We start from the raw sequence: 21,827 nt of genomic DNA on the forward strand, positions 1-21,827 counted from the left end.
GGTTAATCTAATAGAAGTTGTTTAAAAGGATTACGGATTTCGTACTCACTAGGAGAAATTAACTCTACCAAGGGTTTAAGTAAAGTGTTAGAAATGGAGTTTCCATGTCTAACATATAATTTCATCTCCACTGGCTTTGCGCCAACACAACTTTTGATGATCTCGGCTGTTCTTCCCAGTCGAAGTTCCTTTGCCTTGTTCGTTATCGCCAAATCTACATAATCGTACAACATTTTTTGATAGATGTCGTACTCTTTGTTGTATGTGTAATCTATACCTATATGATTGGCATCAAGTACATTTCCAAGCACAAAGGAAGAGGTGAATCCAACTAATTTTTCATTTAGAAAATATCCTCTAAAAATAAATGCATCTTTTAGGTTCTGCTTTAGTTGCTTAAAGGTAGATGCGTTTAATTTTCCAATCTTAAAATCTGCCTTTTCGATTACCGATAGATAGAGTCGGTCGATTTCTTTTTGAAACTGTTCAATATCTTCACTACCGAAATCCCGAATAACAATGTTCTCAGATTTTTTGAACACCTTTTTTGCCCGGGTTCTGAATTTGGTACGCATACTGGATAGATAATCGTCAAATGTACTCCAACTATCTTCTATATGAACTACCATGTTCACATCGATTTTGAATTCCCTAAAATCATGTTCTTTAATATAATCACTCTCGGCAAAGGATTGTGGCCAAAACTCTTTAAGCAAAATAAACGAAGGCTTTTCTGTGTTTTCAGACTTTCTTATTTCTCTTAATGCATTGGATAAGCTTTCAAAAGCTTGTTTTGCGGTAACCTTGTTGGAGTCGTATAGAAAACCATGCTCTCCACAAGAAAATAGATTACCACAAACCAACACTTTTACCTCCAAATTTTTGAATAAAGTGTTTTTAATGGCTTCATTAATCTTACATGGAAATTCTTGAAACTTCAATTCGGCAGAGTTGAATTTTATCAACTGCGCTGCAGCTATCCCTACGGCCGTGGTACCTTCATAAAATACAATATATCTAAACTTTATATTTTCTAAAAGTGTGTCTTCAAGTGTTTGAAGATATGCCAAGGATAAAAAGGTGTTGTTTTTTTTGTTAACCGAATTCCAATCTTCAATAGGTACATCTTCAATACGATCATAACAATCATACTTTAGTACATTGACCTTACATATATTTTTCAACTTTTCTATCATATATCCCTTACAAAAATTCTCTAGTAAGAATCTCGTTTATTCCAAAATTACGTTTATTTTCCTATTACCTTCTGTTAAAGGTTTATCAAAATGAGACGATTATGTCATTATTTTGTTACTGTGGTAATAGCTTTAATTTCATTAAGCATTATTTCTTCTTGTTCATTTAATCGTAAAAATCAATGGTTTAGACGAAAACTATCTCATAAAATTTAGTTTTATGATGGAAAATTGGAATAAGTTTTTTTCCTTTGAGCGTAATTGGAAAGTTTTATGGGTAAATCTGTTAATTGCGTTTTGTTAGTAGACGATGATAAAGCTACTAATTTTTTTAACGAGCGAGTAGTTACCAGACACAATGGTTTTGATCAAGTAAACACAGTTCAAAGTGGTTTAGCTGCTCTAGAATATTTATCTGCCGTCGAAAAGGATGAGGCTACAAAACCAGATCTTATTTTTCTAGATATCAATATGCCCGCCATGAACGGATGGGAGTTTTTGGTGGAATTTGAAAAGTTAGATCATAGCTTCACCAAAGGGATCAAGGTAATTCTTTTGTCTACTTCCTCTAATCCTGATGACGTGTTGGCATCTGCCAAAAATCACAACGTAGAAGACTTCATAAATAAGCCTTTATCTCCAGATTTATTAGATAGTGTATTGAGAAATCATTTTTGATGATGGGAAAATTGAAACAAGTTCTTCTGGTCGATGACAGTAAGGCAACCAATTTTTTTAATAAAACAATTATTGAAAAGTTGAATTGCGCTGAAGAAGTGGTTACGGTTCAAAATGGAGAAGAAGCGTTGAAATGGATACAGTCTAACTCAATACATCCAGAACTTATTTTTTTAGATATTAATATGCCCGTTATGGACGGTTGGGAGTTTCTTTCCGAATATCAAAAATTGGAGGATAAGGATGAAAAAGCAGTCATCGTTTTGATGATCGGAGCTGCTTTGAGTAAGGAAGAGTTAATAAAAGCCAACAGCATCTCTGAGATCAAAGAGTTTAGCGAGAAGATGCTTTCCAAGATTACTGTGGGCAAAATAATCAATCAATATTTTAACGATATAGATATCGAATCCAATTCTTCAGAAAATAACAGAGTTTTATAAATACGTGGGTTGATATTCTCAAAAATATTTGCAATTTTTATCTTCATGTATTAGTTTTATTTACCCCTAACACACAAATTATCAAATTCGAAATCAATAAATATTCAAACTTCATTGTTTTTAATTCTAATCCTATGTTAAAGAAAAGATATTCGCTATATCTTTTGGTGTTTTTCGTGTGTTTTGGGTTAGGTGAAATACATGCTCAATCAAGAGCAGTTATATCCGGTAATGTCTCAGATCAGTTTGGTAATTTACCTGGAGCGAGAATTACGATCGAAGGAACCGAAAAGAGTATCACCACAGATGTAAATGGTAATTATTTGTTCAATGTAGAAGAAGGAGAATATGTAGTCAGCGCAGGTTTTGTGATGTATACCACAGTATCCAAGTCTGTAGTGGTGAAGGTAGGAGATACTGCAGTAGTTGACTTTGTATTAGAAACTGGATTTTCTATGGATCAACCTATTTCTTTAGGGTCTCGAGCTAAACCAACTTCTCTATTACAAAATACAGCTGCCGTTGATATTATTTCTCCTCAACAATTGAGCAATTCATCACAAATAGAATTAAGTCATATTTTACATTATTTAATTCCGTCTTTTCATTCTACGCACCAAACGATCGCCGATGGAACAGATCATATTGATCCTGCTACTTTGAGAGGGCTGGGGCCAGATCAGGTACTTGTTTTGGTCAATGGAAAAAGAAGACATAGTAGTTCTTTATTGAATGTAAATGGAACTATCGGGAGAGGTTCTGTAGGAACTGATTTTAACGCAATTCCGATAGCGTCCATAGAACGAATAGAAGTATTGCGGGATGGGGCCACCTCACAATACGGGTCAGATGCTATTGCGGGGGTGATCAATATCATTCTTAAGAAACAGACGGAAATTATTCAGGTGGATAATAGAGCCGGAATCACCACCGAAGGAGATGGGCTAAGTGTATATTCTTCCGCAAATTTTGGGTTGAAAATAGGAGATGAAGGTTATATTAATGTGACTGCAGAGTATCGAGATCGAGAATCGGTAAATAGAGCGGGAAACTATACGGGAACCGTGTATAATGATGATCCCGCCATTGATAACGTATTGATTGAACAAAATAATTTTTTCGGACAAACAGGATATTCTGGAAGAAGAGTGATGGAGATTGGTAGTGCAGAGACTCAAAATCTAACGCTATCCTTTAATGGGGAGATCAAAATGTCGGATAAGGCTACCTTCTATATGCATGGTGGTAGAAACTATCGCGAAGGGAGATCCAAAGGTTTTTATCGTTTCCCCAAAGATCAGGAAAGGGTAGTTCTAGAATTGTTTCCCAACGGTTTCTCTCCAGAGATTTTAACAGATATTCAAGATGATGCGGTTACAGGTGGTATTCGAGGGGTAAAAAATGAATGGGATGTCGATTTCAGTCATTCTATAGGGATCAATAGATTAGATTATACTGTAAATAACTCTAATAATGCATCCTTAGGAATTGCTTCTCCCAGAACTTTTTACGCGGGTGGTTTTATCTATAAACAAAACACGACAAACTTAGATATTTCCCGAACTTTTGATTGGTTAAGTGGTGTAAACATAGCTTTTGGAGCGGAGTTACGCGTAGAAAACTACCAAATAGTTGCCGGAGAAGAAGCTTCTTATATTGATGGAGGTAGTACTTTCTTTAATGATTTAGGGGAAGAAGTACCCAGAGTAGCAGGAGCACAGGTCTTTCCTGGGTTTCCTCCAGAAAGCGAGTTAAACAGATTTAGAACCAATACCTCTGGATATTTGGATGTCGAGGCGAATCTTACAGATCAATTATTGGTACGAGGTGCATTGCGCTATGAATCCTACAATGATTTTGGAGAACAGTTGATCGGGAAGTTATCTGGTAGATACAGAATCAATGATGATATTAGTGTTAGAGCAGGATTTTCTACGGGATTTAGAGCTCCATCATTACATCAGGTGTATTTCCAGAATATAAGTACACAATTTATTAACGGGGAAAGCCTTCAGGTAGGAACGTTTAATAATGAAAGCGCAATTGTTACGGAAGCATTTCAAATAGGAAATCTAAAACCAGAATTATCAAGTCATTTCAGTGCGGGTATCAGTGGTAAGTTTAGCGATGATTTTACATTTAGTGTAGATTACTATCAGATAGATATTGATGATAGAATTGTACTCTCTGGTAGATTTGCTGAAGGTTATGAAGCGATTTTAGAACCATTTAATGTAGGTGCTGCTCAGTTTTTTACCAATGCGATAGACTCAAAAACAACCGGGGCAGATGCGGTGTTGTTTTATAAAACACCGTTGGCGGAAGGGGAGTTTAATGCATCTTTGGGAGCCAATATCACTAGAACACAAGTCAAAGGGCCTATCAAAGTTTCCCCTGCATTAGTGGGACAAGAAGAGGTGCTTTTTAATAGAGAAGAGATTGCTCGGGTAGAGTATGGGCAACCCAGATATAAAGTAAATTCACTACTATCTTATGAAATAGATAAATTTCGATTTCAATTAGTGAATACATTGTTTGGAGAGGTGAAGTTTATCCATCCCAATGATGGAGACCAGGCCAATTGGGTGTTAAACGAATTTACTGGAAACATAGAAACCAGGGATCAAACTTTTTCTCCAAAATTAGTTACGGATGCCACGATTTCTTATCAAATAAATGATTATGTTCGATGTACTATTGGAGGGAACAATATCTTTAATGTTTTCCCTGATAAGCATACGCATTCTGCAAATACAGATGATGGAAATTTTATGTATAGTAGAAGAGTACAACAATTTGGGGTGAATGGAGCTAATTATTTTGCTAGAGTTTTATTAAGGCTATGATGCAAATATCACTTAGAAGTAAGGAAAGTATAGGGAGTCTTTTGATTGGGCTTTGCTTGTGCTTTTTTTTCTTTTCAAAATCTGTGGCTCAGGAGTTAGGTAACGAAGAAGTGAAGCGTCTGCAACGCGCTATTTTTGTGTTCAATTTTGCACAACAGGTGGGGTGGCCGAATCTTGAAGATCAAGATAGCTTTAAGATTGGTGTTCTTGGCCCGGATAGAACGACCATTGATTTGAGTGCACTAGCGCAGAAACGTAAGATTTTTAATAAACCTGTCGAAATTATTCGATTTCAGCAGGTAAAGGATGTTAAAGAGGTCCATCTACTTTATGTAAATAACAAATACAACTACGAGATCTATTATATCCTAAGCAAGATTAGAGATAAGAATATTCTTTTGGTTACCGAAGATTATAACTTCAATGCTTCTATGATCAATATGGTTAATGTGGGAGATTCGTTTGAGTATGAAATTAACCTTAGTAGAATCCAAAATGAAGGTTTTACGGTTGCACCCAGTCTACGGCGATATGCCATTACCTCTTCAGAAAAATGGAAACGTCTCTATAAGAAAACCGAAAAATCACTCACCGAAGTTCAAGAAGAGAATAAAGAAAAAGAATCTCAATTAGAGGATAAAGATCGTGAAATACAAAGCCAAAAAGATAAGATTAGTAATCAGCTTGATGAGTTAGATACTAAAAAACGTGAAATAAGTACTCAAAACAGGGCGATTAGGGATCTGTATACCGAAAGTCAAATACAGCAAAAGAAATTCGAAGAAAAGGTATTGATAGAAGAAGAACTGGAAAAAAATATTCAGGATCAAATTGATTACATTCAGAATCAGGAAAAACAAATCAATAACAGTCATCAAGAGATTCTAGAGCAAAATAAAGTACTCGAAGAACAAAAAAGACAAATAGAGGATCAGAATAAGATCTTAGAAGAGCAAACTTCTGAGATCGATACACAAAAGAAAATCAACATACTTTTAATAAGTCTGGTTGCGCTTTTTGTAATAGCTGGTTTAATTATTTATAGAGGATACCTGGCTAAGAAACGTTTCAATAAAGAATTACAGGCCAAAAACCTAGCTATTTACGAGCAGTCCCTGGAGTTGGAAGCCAAAAATAAAGAGCTGGAACAGTTTGCATATATTGCTAGTCATGATTTACAGGAACCCTTAAATACTATCTCGAGCTTTATAGGTCTTATTGCCGAAGATTATGGAGATAGTTTTGATGATGTTGGGAAAGAAAGTTTATTCTTCATCAAAGATGCAAGTATACGCATGAAGAAACTGATCGATGCGCTGTTAGAGTATTCACGCCTAGGCAGAAATAGGGATTATGTTGAAATAGATTGTAATAAAGTTCTGGAAGAGCTAAAAGAGGACCTGGGAACTAGAATTAAAACATCCGGGGCTAAAATTATTGCGGATAAACTACCTGTTTTAAGAGGTTCTGAGATTGAATTTAGATTATTATTACAAAACTTAATAAGTAATGGTATTAAGTTTAGGGGTAAGGACACAACTCCCGAAATAAAGATAGAATGTACCAAGATTACAGACCTTAGTGAAGGACAAAAGGATTTATGGAAGTTTTCTGTACAGGACAATGGAATAGGGATACCCGAAGAACACCAAGAACGGATTTTTGCTATTTTCCAACGATTACACTCCCGAGAAGAGTACCAAGGTACAGGAATTGGTTTAGCCCATTGTAAGAAGATAGTAGAATCTCACGGAGGTAAGATTTGGTTAAATTCTGAAGTAGGTAAGGGTAGTACATTTTACTTTACCTTACCGGCATAATTTCCAAAATTATCTTAGAGTATTCTTCCTTTTTATAACTCTCTAATCCAGATGTTACGATATTGAACAGGATTGCTATGATCTTGTAGTTTGATTGGCCCTTTACCATGAGCTGGATTTTTAGGAGGACCGATGTACTCAGTAGTACCTAAAATCTCTACGTGATCCTGTACCAATACTCCGTTGTGGATAACTGTAAAGGTACCAGATTTTGTTTTTTGACCCTGATCATCAAACTCAGGAGCATGGAAAATGATATCATAGGTCTGCCATTGATCCGGAGATTTGGTAGCATTTACCAAAGGAATATGTTGCTTATAGACTGATGTAGCTTGCCCATTACTATAAGTTCGGTTTTGATAACTATCCAAAATTTGTACTTCGTATTTGTTTTGAAAAAATACACCACTATTTCCTCTTCCTTGTCCTTCGCCTTCGATAACATCTGGAGCACTCCATTCCAAATGTAATTGTACACTCCCAAAAGATTGTTTGGTTTGTATATCTCCGGCACCTGGTTTTACGGTCATAGTTTTGTCTGCATTAATAGTCCAACCAGCCTTAGAAATAGAGTCTTTTGCAGAAACCCATTGTTCTAGATTGTTGCCGTCAAACAACACGATGGCGTCAGAAGGCACATTGTTTTCATTAAACGATACTGCTTTTGGTTCTGGCTCCCATATTTCCGTAGCTTTTGGATCCGTAATTTCTTGCTCAGGGACTTCAGGTTTGGTCTCTTCTTCCTGTTGGGTTTCCTCGACCTGTTCTTCGGTAACAGCAGTCTTTTCTTTGCATGAATAGATAAGCCCTATTAGAGACAAAAGTAGAATCGCTTTTTTCATTGTAGTACCGTTGTTTATAGGTTTATAATCCTAATATTTTTTTCAGATGTTCTTTATCAATTTCTGCGCCAGCAAAATCATCAAATGCCTTTTGAGTAGCTTCTATGATATGACTTTGGATGAAAGGAGCTCCCTCTTTAGCTCCTTGCTCAGGAGATTTGATACAGCATTCCCATTCCATTACCGCCCAAACATCACATCCGTATTGAGTAAGTTTTGAAAATATAGTTTTAAAATCAACCTGACCGTCACCAGGAGAACGATATCGACCCGCTCTATCAATCCAATCACTATAACCACCAAAGGCGCCTTTTTTACCATTCGGGTTAAATTCCGAGTCTTTTACATGGAAAGCCTTGATAAATTCGTGATAATGATCTATATATTCGATATAATCTAATTGTTGCAATACAAAATGACTAGGGTCATATAGGATGTTTACTCTTTTATGATTTCCTGTAGCTTCTAGAAAGCGTTCAAAAGTAACTCCATCATGAAGATCCTCTCCAGGATGAATCTCGTAACAAACATCCACACCTTCTTCTTCAAAATGATTGAGTATAGGAAGCCATCGATCTGCAAGTTCTTTAAATCCCATTTCTACCAAGCCAGCAGGGCGTTGCGGCCAGGGGTGCATCGTATGCCAAAGTAGAGCACCAGAAAAAGTAGCGTGGACATTTAGTCCTAATCTTCTACTTGCTGTAGCGGCATTTTTTACCTGTTGTACAGCCCATTTGGTACGCTCCTTAGGATTGTTTTTATATGGGTCGGGAGCAAAGTTGTCAAACATAATATCATAAGCGGGGTGCACTGCCACCAACTGACCTTGCAAATGGGTAGAAAGCTCGGTAATCTCTAATCCATATGATGCTATTTTACCTTTTAACTCTTCGCAATAGGTTTGGCTTTGTGCGGCTTGTTCCAAATCGATTAATCGGGTTTCCCAGGTAGGGATTTGTATGCCTTTGTATCCTAGTTCTGAAGCCCATTTGCATAGCCCATCAAGGGAGTTAAACGGAGCAGAATCGTCCATAAATTGAGCAAGAAATATAGCAGGTCCTTTGATCGTTTTCATATGGTTAGATTTTTGTCCATGAAGCATTATTGTTACTACTCTCTACAGCTGCGTAGATAAATTTCATTCCACGTACACCGTCTTTTACGGTTGGGAAATCTGGAGAAGCTGATTGCGATTGGTTATTTTTTACGTTGAGTAACTCTTGGGCAAAGCTTCTGTACATTGTGGCAAAACCTTCTAGATATCCTTCAGGATGTCCTGCAGGTATACGTACATAATCAGAGGATTCAGGATACCCTCCATTACCTCCTGGGGTGAATATTTGCTTGGTGTTTTCTAACCAACGTACAGTGAGTTCATTTGGATTTTCCTGATACCATTCGATACTTCCTTTGGTACCATATACTTTTACCCCTAAGTTATTTTCCTCACCAGTAGCGATTTGTGAGAAGGTCATCACTCCCTTAGCGCCATTATCAAATCGCAATAAGATATTGCCATCATCGTCCAGTGTCCTGCCTTCTCCAAAAGCAGAAAGATCTGCGGCTAATTCTTCAATTTGTAGTCCTGTGATATATTCAACTAGATTTTCGGCATGAGTGCCGATATCACCCAGAGCGCCTCCGATTCCAGATTTTTTGGGATCCACTCTCCAGGCCGCTTGTTTCTGACCTGTTTTTTCTACAGAGGTGGCTAACCAGCCCTGTAGGTATTGTGCACAAACTTTACGGAGATCTCCCAAATCTCCTTTGGCAATCATCGCTTTGGCCTGCTTTACCATCGGATAGCCGGTATAGTTATGCGTAAGTGCAAAAACTTTTCCTGAAGAATGAACTATTTTCTCTAGTTCCAAAGCTTCATCCAAAGTTAGTGTCATTGGTTTATCACAAATTACATGAAAACCATGTTCCAGTGCCATTTTTGCAGGCGGGAAATGCATATGGTTGGGAGTTACAATAGAGACGAAATCCATTCGTTCTTCTTCAGGAAGTTTGGCTTCTTCAAGAATCATCTCTTCAAAACTACCGTAAGCACGTTCTTTTGGGATTCCTAAAGCCTCGGCAGAAGCTAAGCTTTTTTCGGTACTACTAGAAAAAGCTCCACACACAAGATCAATCATTCCATCAATACTTGCAGCCTTACGATGTACATCTCCTATAAACGAACCAATGCCACCGCCTACCATTCCCATTTTGAGTCGGGTCATATTACTACTCTTTATATTCTATTTTTTCATTTTTAAAAAATACGGCAAATAATACCAATACTACGGCGGCAAATATTGCAGGGAATGTCCAAATACTACTCCAATCATGTTGGCCATCACCGATAACATTGGCATCGGTTATTTTTCCTGCAACGTAAAAACCTACCAGCATTCCTACTCCGTATGTAGCCAGGGTTATTAGTCCTTGCGCAGCACTTTTCACTTTCTCACCGGCTTTACTATCCGTATAGATTTGTCCGGAAACAAAGAAGAAATCATAACAAATACCGTGCATTGCTATTCCTATAATCAGCATAAAAGCCAATTCTCCTGAATTACCATATGCAAACAATAAATATCGAATACCCCAAGCGAGCATTCCTACCAAAAGTGTTTTTTTAAAACCAAACCGTTTAAAGAAAAAGGGAAGTAATAACATAAATAACACTTCTGAGGCCTGTCCAATGGTCATTTTACCCGTTGGATTCGGTACTTTGATCTCACTCAAAAATTGATTGGTATGTTGGTAATAAAAGGCTAACGGAATACAAATCAGGACAGACGATAGGAAAAAGATCAGGAAATTGCGATCCTTGAGTAGTTTAAGTGCGTCTAGTCCTAAAATTTCGGATACGGTTATTTTTTGATCCTTACTTACTTTGGGTGGAGTTTTAGGTAAGGTAAAACTAAAAACGCCCAAGAAAGCTGAGGCTATAGCAGTCATCAAAAACGTATTTTTAAGCATACCGCTAGCTATTCCCTCTTCAGAATCCCAATGAAAAGCGTAGCTTATCAATAGACCAGCCACAATCCATCCAATCGTACCAAAGACACGTACTAATGAGAATTGTTTTGCAGGATCATTCATTTGATGAAAGGAAACCGAATTTACCAAGGCTAAAGTTGGCATATAAGCGATCATATACCCTAATACATAAGGGTAAAAAACACCAAAATCGGTGGCATTGGCCATTTGATACATCAAAAATGCTCCGATCAAATGAAGTACTCCTAATATTTTTTCGGCATTAAAAAAGCGGTCTGCTACCAATCCTATTATAAATGGAGCAATGATTGCGCCCCAGGATTGAGTAGAGTAGGCCATACCCGTTTCTATGTCTGAAGTTTTGAGTGTATTGGGTAAATAACTCCCTAAAGTAACGAACCAACCACCCCAAATGAAGAATTCTAAAAACATCATCAAGGAAAGCTGAAATTGTGTGCTTTTTTTCATGAACTTAGTTTAGCTTAGTTGAAAGATCAGTGAGTAAATCTCTTGTGGCAATAATTCCTTTTTCTTCACTTAATCGGTCTCCTTCATATTCTACCCCGATATACCCATCATATCCAGATTTTTTAATGATCTGAAGCATTTTCTTATAATCAATAGTGGTTTCTGCTCCGGTATCATCAAAATCATAGGATTTTGCGCTTACCGCCTTGGCAAAAGGCATCATTTCTTCTACACCTTGATATTTTGGATACTCTTTTACACATTTAGTTCCCCAGCGTTCGCCTCCTTCACGTTCTAAGCAAAAATTCCCAAAGTCAGGAAGTGTTCCACAATTAGGCATATTCACCTTTTCCATTACTTGAACCAAAAGTTCTGCATTCGAGGACAAATAACCATGATTTTCTACGATAACATTGACATTCTTTGTCGCTGCATACTGTGATAATTTAGTTAATCCATCGACAGCTGCAACCAACCATTTTTCAGTTTCGTTGGTGCCAAATAGATTGACACGAATAGAGTGGCATCCTAAAAACTGAGCTGCATCTACCCATTTTTTATGATTTTCTACGGCTTTATCTCTATCAGCCTCGCTAACCACTGCCAGATCCCCTTCATGATCCACCATGATCATCAAATTTTGCATACCATGCTCATCACTTTTTGCTTTAAGTGCTTCGATAAGATTTTGCAAAGCTTTTTCAGGTTCTGGATCTTTTTTGAGTTCTTCTGTATACAGCTGACTTACATATTCCAAACCTTCAAAACCAAGGTTTTTGGCTTTCTCTGCAAAATCCATAGGACTTAATTCTCCGGATTTAATAGCCTTATGAAGAGACCATTGTGCAAGAGATAATTTGAAAAACGGTTTTGCTTCTTCTTTCATTTCAACTACAGGTTCTTTTTCTTCTTGAGTTGCTACTTTATCATTCGTTTTTTCCTTGCAGGAATATGAAATCACCAAAAGCGAAAATAAGCCTATTCTAAAAATTGATTTGAACATTGTATATCTATTAGGTTTTGTTTTTAGTTATAGTGACCAGGCACGCCCTTGTGTCAATTTATCCAGATCATCACAGCCAACTTGCTCTCCTGGAACTGGCATATATGCCAATACATCTTTTCCGATTTTTGCGCTGGTTTTAAATCCCCAAATGGATAAACCACGAACCCAGGATAGATAGGTGAAAATAAGAGCGTCTTCAGAAACTTTATCCAGATCTTCAGGGCTAGTCATAGTTTCCAACTCCTTTTGGTAAGCCTCCTGTTGGTCTTTGGAAGCTCTAAGATATTTAGAGAGTAAAGCGTCATAAGTTTCTACCTTGATCTTCTTTACTGGATTTTCTTCACTTATTCCCAAGGTATTATTGACGATCCCTGCTATTTTTTTAAACAGCATGGCTTCTTCTTCCTCTGAAGCATTATTCACGTACCGATCTACGAACATCGGAACATTAAGCGCTTTGGCTCCGGGCATGTTTTCCGTTTCCGGAATGATGAGATCTACGAGTTGATCCAGCACTTTTGCTTCATCTTCCGAAAGCAATTCGGGTGTCCAGGTGAGTTGGATCTCTCTGGTACAACTTTGTAGGATACTTAGCATTGTTGGTGTGGCCACCAATACTCCGGCGGATATTCCTATATTTTTTATGGCTTCTCTTCTTTTCATAATAGTAGAATTAAGCGTTTTTCAAGATTTGTTTTGCAGCATGATCTGCAGCTCTGGCGGTAAATGCCATATAGGTCAAAGACGGGTTTACACAACTAGCAGAGGTCATGAAGGAACCATCTGTAACATATACATTAGGTACAGCATGAATTTGATTGTGTTTGTTAAGAACAGAGGTCTTTGGATCGTGTCCCATTCTGGCAGTACCCATTTCATGAATACCTAATCCTATTCCTCCTATATCGTCACGCGGTTCGATGTCTTTAAATCCTGCTTTCTTAAGCATATCCATCGCTTGCTTGATCATATCTTTTCGCATTTCGATTTCATTTTCTTTAAATTCAGCATCAAACGTAACTGTAGGTAATCCCCATTCATCTAGCTTTTCATAATCCAAAGTCATTTTGTTCTCATGATAAGGGAGACATTCACCAAAACCGTTTAATCCCATTCTCCATTTCCCAGGTTTAAGAATTTCCTCTTTCAATTCTTTCCCATATCCTAATTCGGCTACCATATCTTCCCAATCATGTCTGCTGGCACCTCCCTGAAAACCATATCCACGTTTAAAGGTTTCCTGATCGGTCTCTCCGCCAATATTTCTGAAACGAGGAATGTAAATTCCATTGGGTCTTCGTCCTTTATAATATTTGTCTTCAAAACCGTCGAAGGTTCCATAAGCCCCAGCTTTAAAATGGTGATCCATGATATTATGTCCTAGCTCTCCAGAGTCATTTCCCATACCGTTTGGAAATCTTTCAGACTTAGACTGAAGTAAAATACTGGCAGATGCAATTGCCGAAGCACACAAAAAGATGACCTTGGCGGTATATTCAAACTTTTCTTTGGTTTCTGCATCGATTATTCTAACTCCAGTAGCTTTACCTGTTTTATCATCATACATTACTTCGTGAACGATAGAATGCGGTCTAAGGGTGAGGTTACCGGTTCTTTCGGCTGCTGGTAGAGTCGAAGAGTTACTGCTGAAATAGGCTCCAAAAGGACATCCTCTCATACATCGATCCCGGAACTGACAGTTCATTCGACCTTCAAAGGTTTTAGTGCCTGTGATGTGAGCAGATCTACCGATAGTCATTACCCGATCCCCGTAATTATCTGCGATATTTGATTTCAGATGTTCTTCTACACAATTCAACTCCATTGGAGGGAGAAATTGGCCATCTGGTAATTGTTCTAATCCTAATTTCTCTCCGCTTACGCCTATGTATTCTTCAACTTTATCATACCAGGGAGCAATATCTTTGTAACGAACCGGCCAATCTACTGCAATACCTTCTTTTTTGTTTGCTTCAAAATCGATATCGCTCAGTCGATAACTTTGTCTTCCCCACATTAGTGATCTACCGCCTACATGATAGCCACGTATCCAATCAAAACGTTTGGTTTCGTTATAAGGGTGTTTTTTATCGTTTACAAAGAAATGTCGATGTGCTTTTGCAGTAACATATCCTGTTCTATGTTGTTTTTCTTGTTCTTTAATTTCTTCACGGGACGGTTGTCCTTTATAGTCGTAGTCCCACGGATCATCGTTCATGGTGGGGTAATCTTCGATATGACGTACCATTCGTCCTCGTTCTAAGACAAGAGTTTTCAGTCCTTTTTCGCAAAGTTCTTTTGCTGCCCAACCTCCAGTGATTCCTGTCCCTACTACGATTGCATCATATTGTGGTTCTGTTTGCATAGTAAAAGATGATTTTGAGATTAATTAATTTTTTATTTCAAGGTTCTAAACCATTCTGCCATTGCTCTGGCTTCTTCTTCTGGGATATTTTGATTGATCATAAGTGTATTATTGTATTCCTTCAGAAGTGCCTTTGCAACCGGATCTTTTTTTAGCATTTCATCAGGATTCATGATCATGTTCATTACCCATTCTGGGCTTCTTTTTTCATAAATACCTGCCATAGGTGGGCCGATAAATTTTTGAGAAGCTTTATGGCAAGCAACACATTTTGATTTGAATAGTGATTCTCCTTTTGTAGCGAGTTCTTGATTAATATCTTTTTCGAAAGTGATAGATTCAATTGGTCCAACTCCTTTATTGTCTAACATTACGGGAGTTTTTTCGACTTCTTTTTTTACTTCGGTCTTTATATTGTTGTTTTTGGTACCAATGGTAATCGTTTGTTTTTCTTTTTTAGTTTCAGAACAGCTTGCAGCGATCAATAGGAATGCTATTCCTAGACTTCGATAAAATAATTTCATAGTAATTCTTGTTTTCTTTTTACCCCTCTAGCTTATTAGAGAAGGGGATCGATGAAACATAGACAGAATAATTTCTAGATATTTTAGCAATCTTTAGGTTAATGTTGGGTATGTCTGGAGTATTGTCAAATTTATTGTGAAAACTTTACAGTATTTTTAACTTGTTGTGCATTTTTTTGCATTAAATTGTCTTCGATTTTGTTCTTTCAGATAATTTAAGAGTATGAGAAAAGCTGCTTTTGAAAAGGTTGTTCCCCCAAAGGACTCCTCGTTTAAAGTATTCCATTGTAAAGCCTCTTTTGCTTCTTTTGAAGGGCGTTGGCATTTTCATCCTGAATACGAAATTGTATATCTACCCTCGGGAAGAGGCAAGCGTTTTATAGGTACAAGAATCAGTAGGTTTGAAGATGGAGATCTGATTTTATTAGGGCCAAATATTCCTCATAATTGCTTTAATGTAGGGTTTGAATCTGAGGAGTATGAAGAGTACGTCATCCAATTCAATGGAGCAGACATTAAGGAAATGAGCAAGTACTTTAAAGAGTTTGGAGATATAGAGCACTTGTTAATTCAGGCAAATACCGGGTTGACGGTTAATTCTGATAAAAAGCATGAAATAGGCGCTTTGATCAAAGAAATGGTCGATCTTTCTCCGATAGAAAAATTATTACGATTATTTCATGTATTACATCAATTCGCTCAAGTAACTTATCAAAGTTTGGATGCAAGACAATATTTGGCCCTATCTGTTACTACTACCGAAAGAGTAAAGGATATCTACAAAATCATTCAGGAACAATATCAAACTAATATATCAACGAGGCAAGTTGCCAATGAAATAGGAATGACAGAGAGTTCTTTTTGTAGATTTTTTCTCAAAAATACAGGTAAAACTTTTAAGCAAGCCCTAACCGAAGTCAGAGTTCAGAATGCATGCAACTTGTTGGTTAATACAGACAATACTATATCTAATATTGCTTTTGATTGTGGTTTTAATAGCCTTTCCCTTTTTAATAGATTGTTTAAAAGAGTTGTTGATGATACACCAAATAGTTATCGTCAAAAGTATGTCAATCACCTTCAGGTTTCTATTCCTAAAATAGCTTAGCTTCGTTTATAGATTCCTTTACTTTATTATTTTTTGTAATTTTGTACCCTACATGAAGAGTTTTATTCAAAAAATATCGGCTGTTACTTTGGCATTGGTAGTCTTGTGCTCTACAATGTCATTTACGGTGAATATGCATTATTGTGGTAAAACTCTGGTGGATGTATCACTGTATAAAGAAGCCAAAACTTGTGAGATGGATATGATGGCAACATCTAAGCATGAAACAAGTTTGATGAAGAAAATGGGATGCTGTACTGACAAAAAACTGCAAGTAGAAGGTCAGGATGAGCTCAAAACTTCTTTTGATACATTTACATTGGATCAGCAATTATTTATTATTGCTTATTTAGAATCTTACCTGGATCTTTTTGAAGGTTTAGAAGAGCATATCATTCCGTTTAAAGAATATCCACCACCGTTTCTGGTCAAGGATCTTCAGTTATTAAACGAAACTTTCCTTATTTGATGATTAAATAAATGTTCATAATGCTCTACAGTAAAAACTGTTAGAGCTTAAAGTGCTTTGCACAATGTTCAATTTGTTTAATCTTCAATTCATGCTAAATAAAAGCATCAAATTTTTTATAGAAAACAAGCTCGTTGCGGTATTGTTAGTGCTCATTTGCTTAGGAGCAGGACTGGTATACGCGCCATTTGATTGGAAGATAAATGGGATTCCACATGATCCGGTAGCCGTAGATGCTATCCCTGATCTCGGCGAAAATCAACAACTTGTTTTTACGCAATGGGATGGTCGTTCTCCTCAGGATATTGAGGATCAAATTACTTATCCTTTAACCGCAGCCCTGCTAGGTGTGCCTGAGGTGAAAACCATTCGTAGTTCTTCTATGTTTGGGTTCTCTACGATTTATATCATTTTCGAAGAAGATGTAGAATTCTATTGGTCACGAAGTCGTGTTCTGGAAAAACTTAATACGCTTCCTGCTGGACTATTGCCAAGTGGGGTAAATCCATCTCTTGGACCGGATGCCACGGGTCTCGGCCAGATATTTTGGTATACGTTAGAAGGAAGAGATCCAGAAGGCAAGGTGACCGGTGGTTGGGATCTACACGAACTACGAAGTATTCAGGATTATTATATCAAAAATGCCTTGTCTTCGGCAGGAGGAGTTGCAGAAGTTGCTTCAATAGGAGGATATGTTCAGGAATATCAAATCGATATCAATCCTGAACTAATGAAGCAATACGACATCAGTTTGCATCATATCGTAAAAGCGGTTAAACAATCCAATCGAGATATTGGAGCACAAACTTTAGAGATTAATCAGGCAGAATATTTGGTTCGAGGCTTAGGGTATGTAAAATCCATTGCGGATATCGAGAATGCCGTGGTTGATGCGGCAAACTATACTTCGATACGAGTGAAAGATGTAGCCAAAGTACACTTGGGACCTGCTACCCGCAGAGGTATTCTTGATAAAGAAGGTGCAGAGGTTGTTGGGGGAGTGGTGGTAGCTAGGTATGGAACTAATCCGTTGGAGGTCATTAATAACGTGAAAGATCAAATAGCAGAACTCTCTTCGGGTTTACCAACAAAAGTACTGGCAGATGGAACAAGATCACAACTTACTATAGTTCCATTTTACGATCGAACCGAATTGATTCATGAAACATTGGATACTTTACATGATGCCTTAACTATGGAGATCCTCATTACCATATTGGTAATAGTAATGATGGTTTTTAATTTACGTGCGTCTATTTTGATTTCTGGACTATTACCCATAGCTGTTTTGCTGGTGTTTGTGGCCATGAAATTATTTGAGGTTGATGCTAATATTGTTGCTCTTTCCGGTATTGCTATAGCGATAGGAACTATGGTTGATGTGGGTGTCATTCTTTCAGAAAATATTATCAGACATCTGGATGAAAACCAGCAAAAAGACCCCGATAAAAAACAGTCAATCAACACTGTGATCTATAATGCTACAGCAGAGGTTTCGGGAGCAATACTTACGGCGGTTTTGACTACAATCATTAGCTTTATTCCGGTATTTACTATGATTGGCGCAGAAGGCAAGTTATTCCGTCCACTGGCATTCACAAAAACAATGGCCCTAACGTTTTCGATCATTGTAGCCCTGTTTTTCATTCCTCCCTTTGCAGCTTATATATTCAAAAAACGTAATCTAAAGGTATGGTATAAATACTTGATTAATGCAATTTGCATTGTATTCGGTACTCTAGCTATCATTTATGGGTATTGGCTGGGATTAGTGATAATAGGGTTTGGCGTTTTATCCATAGTATTGCTGAGAGGTGTACTTTCTAAAAAGCAATATAACTTTGGTACGATCTGTATATCAGCAATCACCATTGTATTTTTGTTAGCAACATACTGGAGACCTTTAGGATATACTCACAACCTATTTGTCAACTTAATTTTTGTGGCAGCAATTTGCTCAGGTGTTCTTGGAGCGTTTTGGTTATTTAGAAAATACTATGTGCTGATGCTTAGATGGACTTTAGAGCACAAGTTTTTATTTTTATTAATTCCTGCGGTAATCGTAAGTTGCGGATTTCTTATCATGAAAAATTCGGGTAAGGAATTTATGCCTTCTCTGGATGAAGGTTCGTTCTTATTGATGCCTACTTCGTTACCGCATGCGGGTATAGCCGAGAACAAACGCGTATTGCAACAGTTAGATATGGCGGTAGCCAGTATTCCTGAAATTGAAACTGTGGTTGGTAAGGCGGGCCGCACCACTTCTGCGTTAGATCCAGCTCCTTTATCGATGTATGAAAATTTAATACGATATCGATCAGAGTTTGAACAGGATAAAAACGGAAATCCACAGCGATTCAAAATTGATAAAAACGGCCATTTTGAATTGAAAAATGGAAAGTTAGCTATAAATCCTAATTCTGTAGCCGAATCCAATGAAATCTTTAATGCGGTTTCCAACCCATTGGAGATTGACAGAAATCAATTGATATTAGACGAAGACGGAGCATATTTTCGCAATTGGCGTCCCCATATAAAATCCTCAGATGATATTTGGAATGAAATTGTAAGAGTAACCCAATTACCTGGGGTGACATCAGCACCAAAATTACAGCCCATAGAAACCCGATTGATCATGTTGCAAACGGGCATGCGAGCACCCATGGGAATCAAAATTAAAGGTCAAAATTTGCAAGAAATAGAGGCTTTTGGATTGCAATTAGAAAACATTCTAAAAACGGTTGAAGGGGTTAAAAAGGAAGCGGTTTTTGCAGAACGGATTGTAGGTAAGCCGTATCTGTTATTGGATATTGATCGTCAGAAATTAGCACGATATGGAGTTACTGTCGATGATGTGCAAAGTGTCATTTCAATAGCCATTGGAGGAAAGGTTCTAACACAAACTGTGGAAGGAAGAGAACGGTACGGGATTCGGGTTCGATACCCCAGAGAGTTGCGAAAAAATCCAGAGGATTTAAAAAATATTTATGTGCCAGTATCTAATGGAAGTCCTGTACCTTTAAGTGAACTGGTCACCATTCGTTACGAACAAGGTCCGCAAGGAATAAAAAGCGAAGATACTTTCTTGGTAGGATATGTGTTATTTGACAAGTTGAATAGTTTTGCCGAAGTCGATGTGGTAGAAAGTGCTCAAAGGGTCATCCAGGCAAATGTAGATAGTGGGGAGCTTTTGATTCCTAACGGCATTAGTTATACGTTTACCGGAACCTATGAAAATCAATTACGCGCTGAAAAAACACTATCATTTATAGTACCATTGACGCTTGTCATTATCTTTCTGATTTTGTACTTCCAATTTAAAAGTGTGTCTACCACGCTAATGGTTTTTACGGCTATTGCCGTTGCTTTTGCAGGTGGGTTTATCATGATTTGGCTGTATGGTCAGGATTGGTTTTTTAATTTTAGTTTGTTTGGAGAAAATTGGCGTGATCTTTTTCAGATCCATCAGGTGAATCTGAGTGTTGCTGTATGGGTAGGTTTTATTGCCCTCTTTGGAATAGCTACAGATGATGGAGTGGTTATGGCTACCTATCTCACTCAAACTTTTGATAGAAATAAACCAGAAACTCTTAGTGAAATCCGTAATGCTGTTGTCGAGGCAGGAGAGAAGCGCATTAGACCATGTCTGATGACTACTGCAACGACGGTATTGGCATTGCTTCCTATTTTAACATCCAAAGGACGTGGAAGCGACATTATGATTCCTATGGCGATACCCGCTTTTGGAGGAATGTTGGTAGCATTGATATCACTTTTTGTAGTTCCAGTTTTGTTTGGATGGAAAAGAGAAATTAAACTTAAAAAAGAACTGAAATGAGAAATTGGATATGGTATATAGGGTTTATTTTTACTTTTTGTTCTGTACAAGCACAACAGTTACAGGATTTCATACAAGAAGCAGAAGCAAATCACCCAGAAATAGCCGCCTATCAATTGCGATATGAAATCGCACAGGAAAAGGTCGAAGGCTCAAAATGGTTACCTAATACCCAGTTTAGCGTGGGATATTTTGTGAGCGAACCAGAAACCAGAACAGGACCGCAACGCGCTAGATTTTCGGTACGACAGATGTTACCCTGGTTTGGAACCATATCCGCCAGAGAAACATACCAAAATGCCCTGGCCGATACAGAATTTGTAGATATTGCTATTGTCAAAAGGAAACTAGGTTTGTCTGTTGCGCATTCGTATTATGAACTTTATAGTATTGTTGCTAGAAAAGATGCCTTTGAAGAAAATATAGAACTATTAAAAGTTTATGAGCAATTGGCCTTGTCCTCTTTGGAGGTAGGTAATGCTTCAGCGGTGGATGTGCTGCGTTTGCAAATGAGAATTAACGAATTGAATGAGAAGTATGAAGTCTTGAATGAGATGTTGATTTCAGAAAAAAAGGCATTTGTAAAACTATTAAATAGAACATCTGATAATGATGCAATAGAGGTGATACCACTTCAAATTCCAGAACAGGATGTGGTGTTTGAAGACATAGATTTTGATCTACATCCCGAATTGGTAAAATACGATAGACTGTACACTTCAATTGTACAGTCAGAGGAGCTCAATCAAAAGGAAAGTGCTCCACAGTGGGGTATAGGAGTGGATTATATCCCCGTTTCAGAAAGAACAGATCTTAGTTTTAGTGATAACGGAAAGGATGTGTTTATACCTTCTATTTCTTTATCCATACCTGTTTTTACCAAAAAATACAAATCCAAAACCAGAGAAAACGAATTGAAGCAGCAAGAAATAGAGAAACATAAACAAGATCGGATTAATGTTTTGGAAACAAGTTATATACGGGCTGTTTCAAAACGCAGGCAAGCCAGAATACGATATGAAACGATGAATAAGAATTTAAAACAAACCCAAAATGCAAAAGATATTTTGATAAAAAGTTATGAGACGGGAACCATTGATTTTGTGGATATTTTGGACGTTCAGGAATTGGAATTGAAATTTAAGATACAACAAATACAAGCAGTCAAGGATTATTTTAAACAGTCTGCGAACATCAATTATTTAAGTAATTCATATAATAAGCCACAACAATAAA

Annotated in this window: 17 protein-coding genes; 8 read left to right on the forward strand and 9 right to left on the reverse strand. The window is 37.4% G+C overall.

Annotated features, from left to right (window positions below):
* Positions 1-2: 2 nt before the first annotated feature.
* Complete coding sequence (locus BUE24_RS12900; RefSeq protein ID WP_244548144.1) at positions 3-1,184, reverse strand: hypothetical protein; 1,182 nt, start codon at positions 1,182-1,184, stop codon at positions 3-5.
* Between the two features lie 285 nt (positions 1,185-1,469).
* On the opposite strand from BUE24_RS12900, the gene BUE24_RS12905 reads away from it, so the two are divergent.
* From BUE24_RS12905 to BUE24_RS12920, 4 genes are all read left to right on the forward strand, one after another.
* Positions 1,470-1,874, forward strand: coding sequence for a response regulator (locus tag BUE24_RS12905; protein ID WP_073316438.1), 405 nt, complete (start codon positions 1,470-1,472; stop codon positions 1,872-1,874).
* Positions 1,874-2,314, forward strand: coding sequence for a response regulator (locus BUE24_RS12910; protein WP_073316439.1), 441 nt, complete (start codon positions 1,874-1,876; stop codon positions 2,312-2,314). Before BUE24_RS12905 ends, BUE24_RS12910 begins: the two co-directional genes overlap by 1 nt.
* A gap of 134 nt (positions 2,315-2,448) precedes the next feature.
* Positions 2,449-5,160 carry a TonB-dependent receptor gene (locus tag BUE24_RS12915; RefSeq protein ID WP_084549521.1) on the forward strand — a complete coding sequence of 904 codons (2,712 nt, stop codon included), beginning with the start codon at positions 2,449-2,451 and terminating at the stop codon, positions 5,158-5,160.
* Positions 5,157-6,980, forward strand: coding sequence for a YfiR/HmsC family protein (locus BUE24_RS12920; RefSeq protein ID WP_084549523.1), 1,824 nt, complete (start codon positions 5,157-5,159; stop codon positions 6,978-6,980). The genes BUE24_RS12915 and BUE24_RS12920 overlap by 4 nt, the downstream gene beginning before the upstream one ends.
* A 32-nt stretch (positions 6,981-7,012) precedes the next feature.
* Here BUE24_RS12920 and BUE24_RS12925 read toward each other — a convergent pair whose 3' ends face one another.
* Genes BUE24_RS12925 through BUE24_RS12960 form a run of 8 tightly spaced genes read right to left on the reverse strand, consistent with a single transcriptional unit; the run spans position 7,013 to position 15,176 of the window.
* The gene (locus BUE24_RS12925) at positions 7,013-7,822 is read right to left on the reverse strand and encodes a 3-keto-disaccharide hydrolase (protein ID WP_073316441.1); all 810 of its coding nucleotides are present in this window, start codon (positions 7,820-7,822) and stop codon (positions 7,013-7,015) included.
* 22 nt (positions 7,823-7,844) lie between these two features.
* Positions 7,845-8,897 (reverse strand): sugar phosphate isomerase/epimerase family protein, encoded by a 1,053-nt coding sequence (locus BUE24_RS12930; protein ID WP_073316630.1) that lies wholly within the window; start codon positions 8,895-8,897, stop codon positions 7,845-7,847.
* Between the two features lie 4 nt (positions 8,898-8,901).
* Positions 8,902-10,047 carry a Gfo/Idh/MocA family protein gene (locus tag BUE24_RS12935; RefSeq protein WP_073316442.1) on the reverse strand — a complete coding sequence of 382 codons (1,146 nt, stop codon included), beginning with the start codon at positions 10,045-10,047 and terminating at the stop codon, positions 8,902-8,904.
* A gap of 4 nt (positions 10,048-10,051) precedes the next feature.
* Positions 10,052-11,281, reverse strand: a complete 1,230-nt coding sequence (locus BUE24_RS12940; protein WP_073316443.1) for a nucleoside permease — start codon at positions 11,279-11,281, stop codon at positions 10,052-10,054.
* 4 nt (positions 11,282-11,285) lie between these two features.
* Positions 11,286-12,284 (reverse strand): sugar phosphate isomerase/epimerase family protein, encoded by a 999-nt coding sequence (locus BUE24_RS12945; RefSeq protein WP_073316444.1) that lies wholly within the window; start codon positions 12,282-12,284, stop codon positions 11,286-11,288.
* Between the two features lie 27 nt (positions 12,285-12,311).
* On the reverse strand, positions 12,312-12,950 hold the full coding sequence (locus BUE24_RS12950) for a gluconate 2-dehydrogenase subunit 3 family protein (protein ID WP_073316445.1): 639 nt from the start codon (positions 12,948-12,950) through the stop codon (positions 12,312-12,314).
* A gap of 10 nt (positions 12,951-12,960) precedes the next feature.
* Positions 12,961-14,652 carry a GMC oxidoreductase gene (locus BUE24_RS12955; RefSeq protein ID WP_073316446.1) on the reverse strand — a complete coding sequence of 564 codons (1,692 nt, stop codon included), beginning with the start codon at positions 14,650-14,652 and terminating at the stop codon, positions 12,961-12,963.
* 32 nt (positions 14,653-14,684) lie between these two features.
* Positions 14,685-15,176 carry a c-type cytochrome gene (locus tag BUE24_RS12960; RefSeq protein ID WP_073316447.1) on the reverse strand — a complete coding sequence of 164 codons (492 nt, stop codon included), beginning with the start codon at positions 15,174-15,176 and terminating at the stop codon, positions 14,685-14,687.
* A 223-nt stretch (positions 15,177-15,399) separates the two neighbouring features.
* Between BUE24_RS12960 and BUE24_RS12965 the strand changes: the two genes are divergently transcribed.
* The 4 genes from BUE24_RS12965 to BUE24_RS12980 all read left to right on the forward strand — a co-directional run bounded on the left by BUE24_RS12965 (position 15,400) and on the right by BUE24_RS12980 (position 21,826).
* The gene (locus BUE24_RS12965; RefSeq protein ID WP_073316448.1) at positions 15,400-16,284 is read left to right on the forward strand and encodes an AraC family transcriptional regulator; all 885 of its coding nucleotides are present in this window, start codon (positions 15,400-15,402) and stop codon (positions 16,282-16,284) included.
* A gap of 52 nt (positions 16,285-16,336) precedes the next feature.
* Complete coding sequence (locus BUE24_RS12970) at positions 16,337-16,753, forward strand: HYC_CC_PP family protein (RefSeq protein WP_073316449.1); 417 nt, start codon at positions 16,337-16,339, stop codon at positions 16,751-16,753.
* A 91-nt stretch (positions 16,754-16,844) separates the two neighbouring features.
* Positions 16,845-20,591, forward strand: a complete 3,747-nt coding sequence (locus tag BUE24_RS12975; RefSeq protein WP_073316632.1) for an efflux RND transporter permease subunit — start codon at positions 16,845-16,847, stop codon at positions 20,589-20,591.
* Entirely contained in the window at positions 20,588-21,826 is a 1,239-nt protein-coding gene (locus BUE24_RS12980) for a TolC family protein (protein WP_073316450.1), read from the forward strand. The genes BUE24_RS12975 and BUE24_RS12980 overlap by 4 nt, the downstream gene beginning before the upstream one ends.
* The last annotated feature ends 1 nt before the right edge of the window (position 21,827 follow it).

The organism is Aquimarina spongiae (assembly GCF_900141785.1).
GTDB classification, from domain to species: Bacteria; Bacteroidota; Bacteroidia; order Flavobacteriales; family Flavobacteriaceae; genus Aquimarina; species Aquimarina spongiae.

Coding starts and splice junctions, on each gene's coding strand:
- BUE24_RS12975 (WP_073316632.1), top strand. CDS start 16,845: ATGCTAAATAAAAGCATCAAATTTTTTATAGAAAACAAGCTCGTTGCG.
- BUE24_RS12965 (WP_073316448.1), top strand. CDS start 15,400: ATGAGAAAAGCTGCTTTTGAAAAGGTTGTTCCCCCAAAGGACTCCTCG.
- BUE24_RS12910 (WP_073316439.1), top strand. CDS start 1,874: ATGATGGGAAAATTGAAACAAGTTCTTCTGGTCGATGACAGTAAGGCA.
- BUE24_RS12945 (WP_073316444.1), bottom strand. CDS start 12,284: ATGTTCAAATCAATTTTTAGAATAGGCTTATTTTCGCTTTTGGTGATT.
- BUE24_RS12940 (WP_073316443.1), bottom strand. CDS start 11,281: ATGAAAAAAAGCACACAATTTCAGCTTTCCTTGATGATGTTTTTAGAA.
- BUE24_RS12970 (WP_073316449.1), top strand. CDS start 16,337: ATGAAGAGTTTTATTCAAAAAATATCGGCTGTTACTTTGGCATTGGTA.
- BUE24_RS12935 (WP_073316442.1), bottom strand. CDS start 10,047: ATGACCCGACTCAAAATGGGAATGGTAGGCGGTGGCATTGGTTCGTTT.
- BUE24_RS12920 (WP_084549523.1), top strand. CDS start 5,157: ATGATGCAAATATCACTTAGAAGTAAGGAAAGTATAGGGAGTCTTTTG.
- BUE24_RS12905 (WP_073316438.1), top strand. CDS start 1,470: ATGGGTAAATCTGTTAATTGCGTTTTGTTAGTAGACGATGATAAAGCT.
- BUE24_RS12930 (WP_073316630.1), bottom strand. CDS start 8,897: ATGAAAACGATCAAAGGACCTGCTATATTTCTTGCTCAATTTATGGAC.
- BUE24_RS12915 (WP_084549521.1), top strand. CDS start 2,449: ATGTTAAAGAAAAGATATTCGCTATATCTTTTGGTGTTTTTCGTGTGT.
- BUE24_RS12950 (WP_073316445.1), bottom strand. CDS start 12,950: ATGAAAAGAAGAGAAGCCATAAAAAATATAGGAATATCCGCCGGAGTA.
- BUE24_RS12925 (WP_073316441.1), bottom strand. CDS start 7,822: ATGAAAAAAGCGATTCTACTTTTGTCTCTAATAGGGCTTATCTATTCA.
- BUE24_RS12955 (WP_073316446.1), bottom strand. CDS start 14,652: ATGCAAACAGAACCACAATATGATGCAATCGTAGTAGGGACAGGAATC.
- BUE24_RS12980 (WP_073316450.1), top strand. CDS start 20,588: ATGAGAAATTGGATATGGTATATAGGGTTTATTTTTACTTTTTGTTCT.
- BUE24_RS12960 (WP_073316447.1), bottom strand. CDS start 15,176: ATGAAATTATTTTATCGAAGTCTAGGAATAGCATTCCTATTGATCGCT.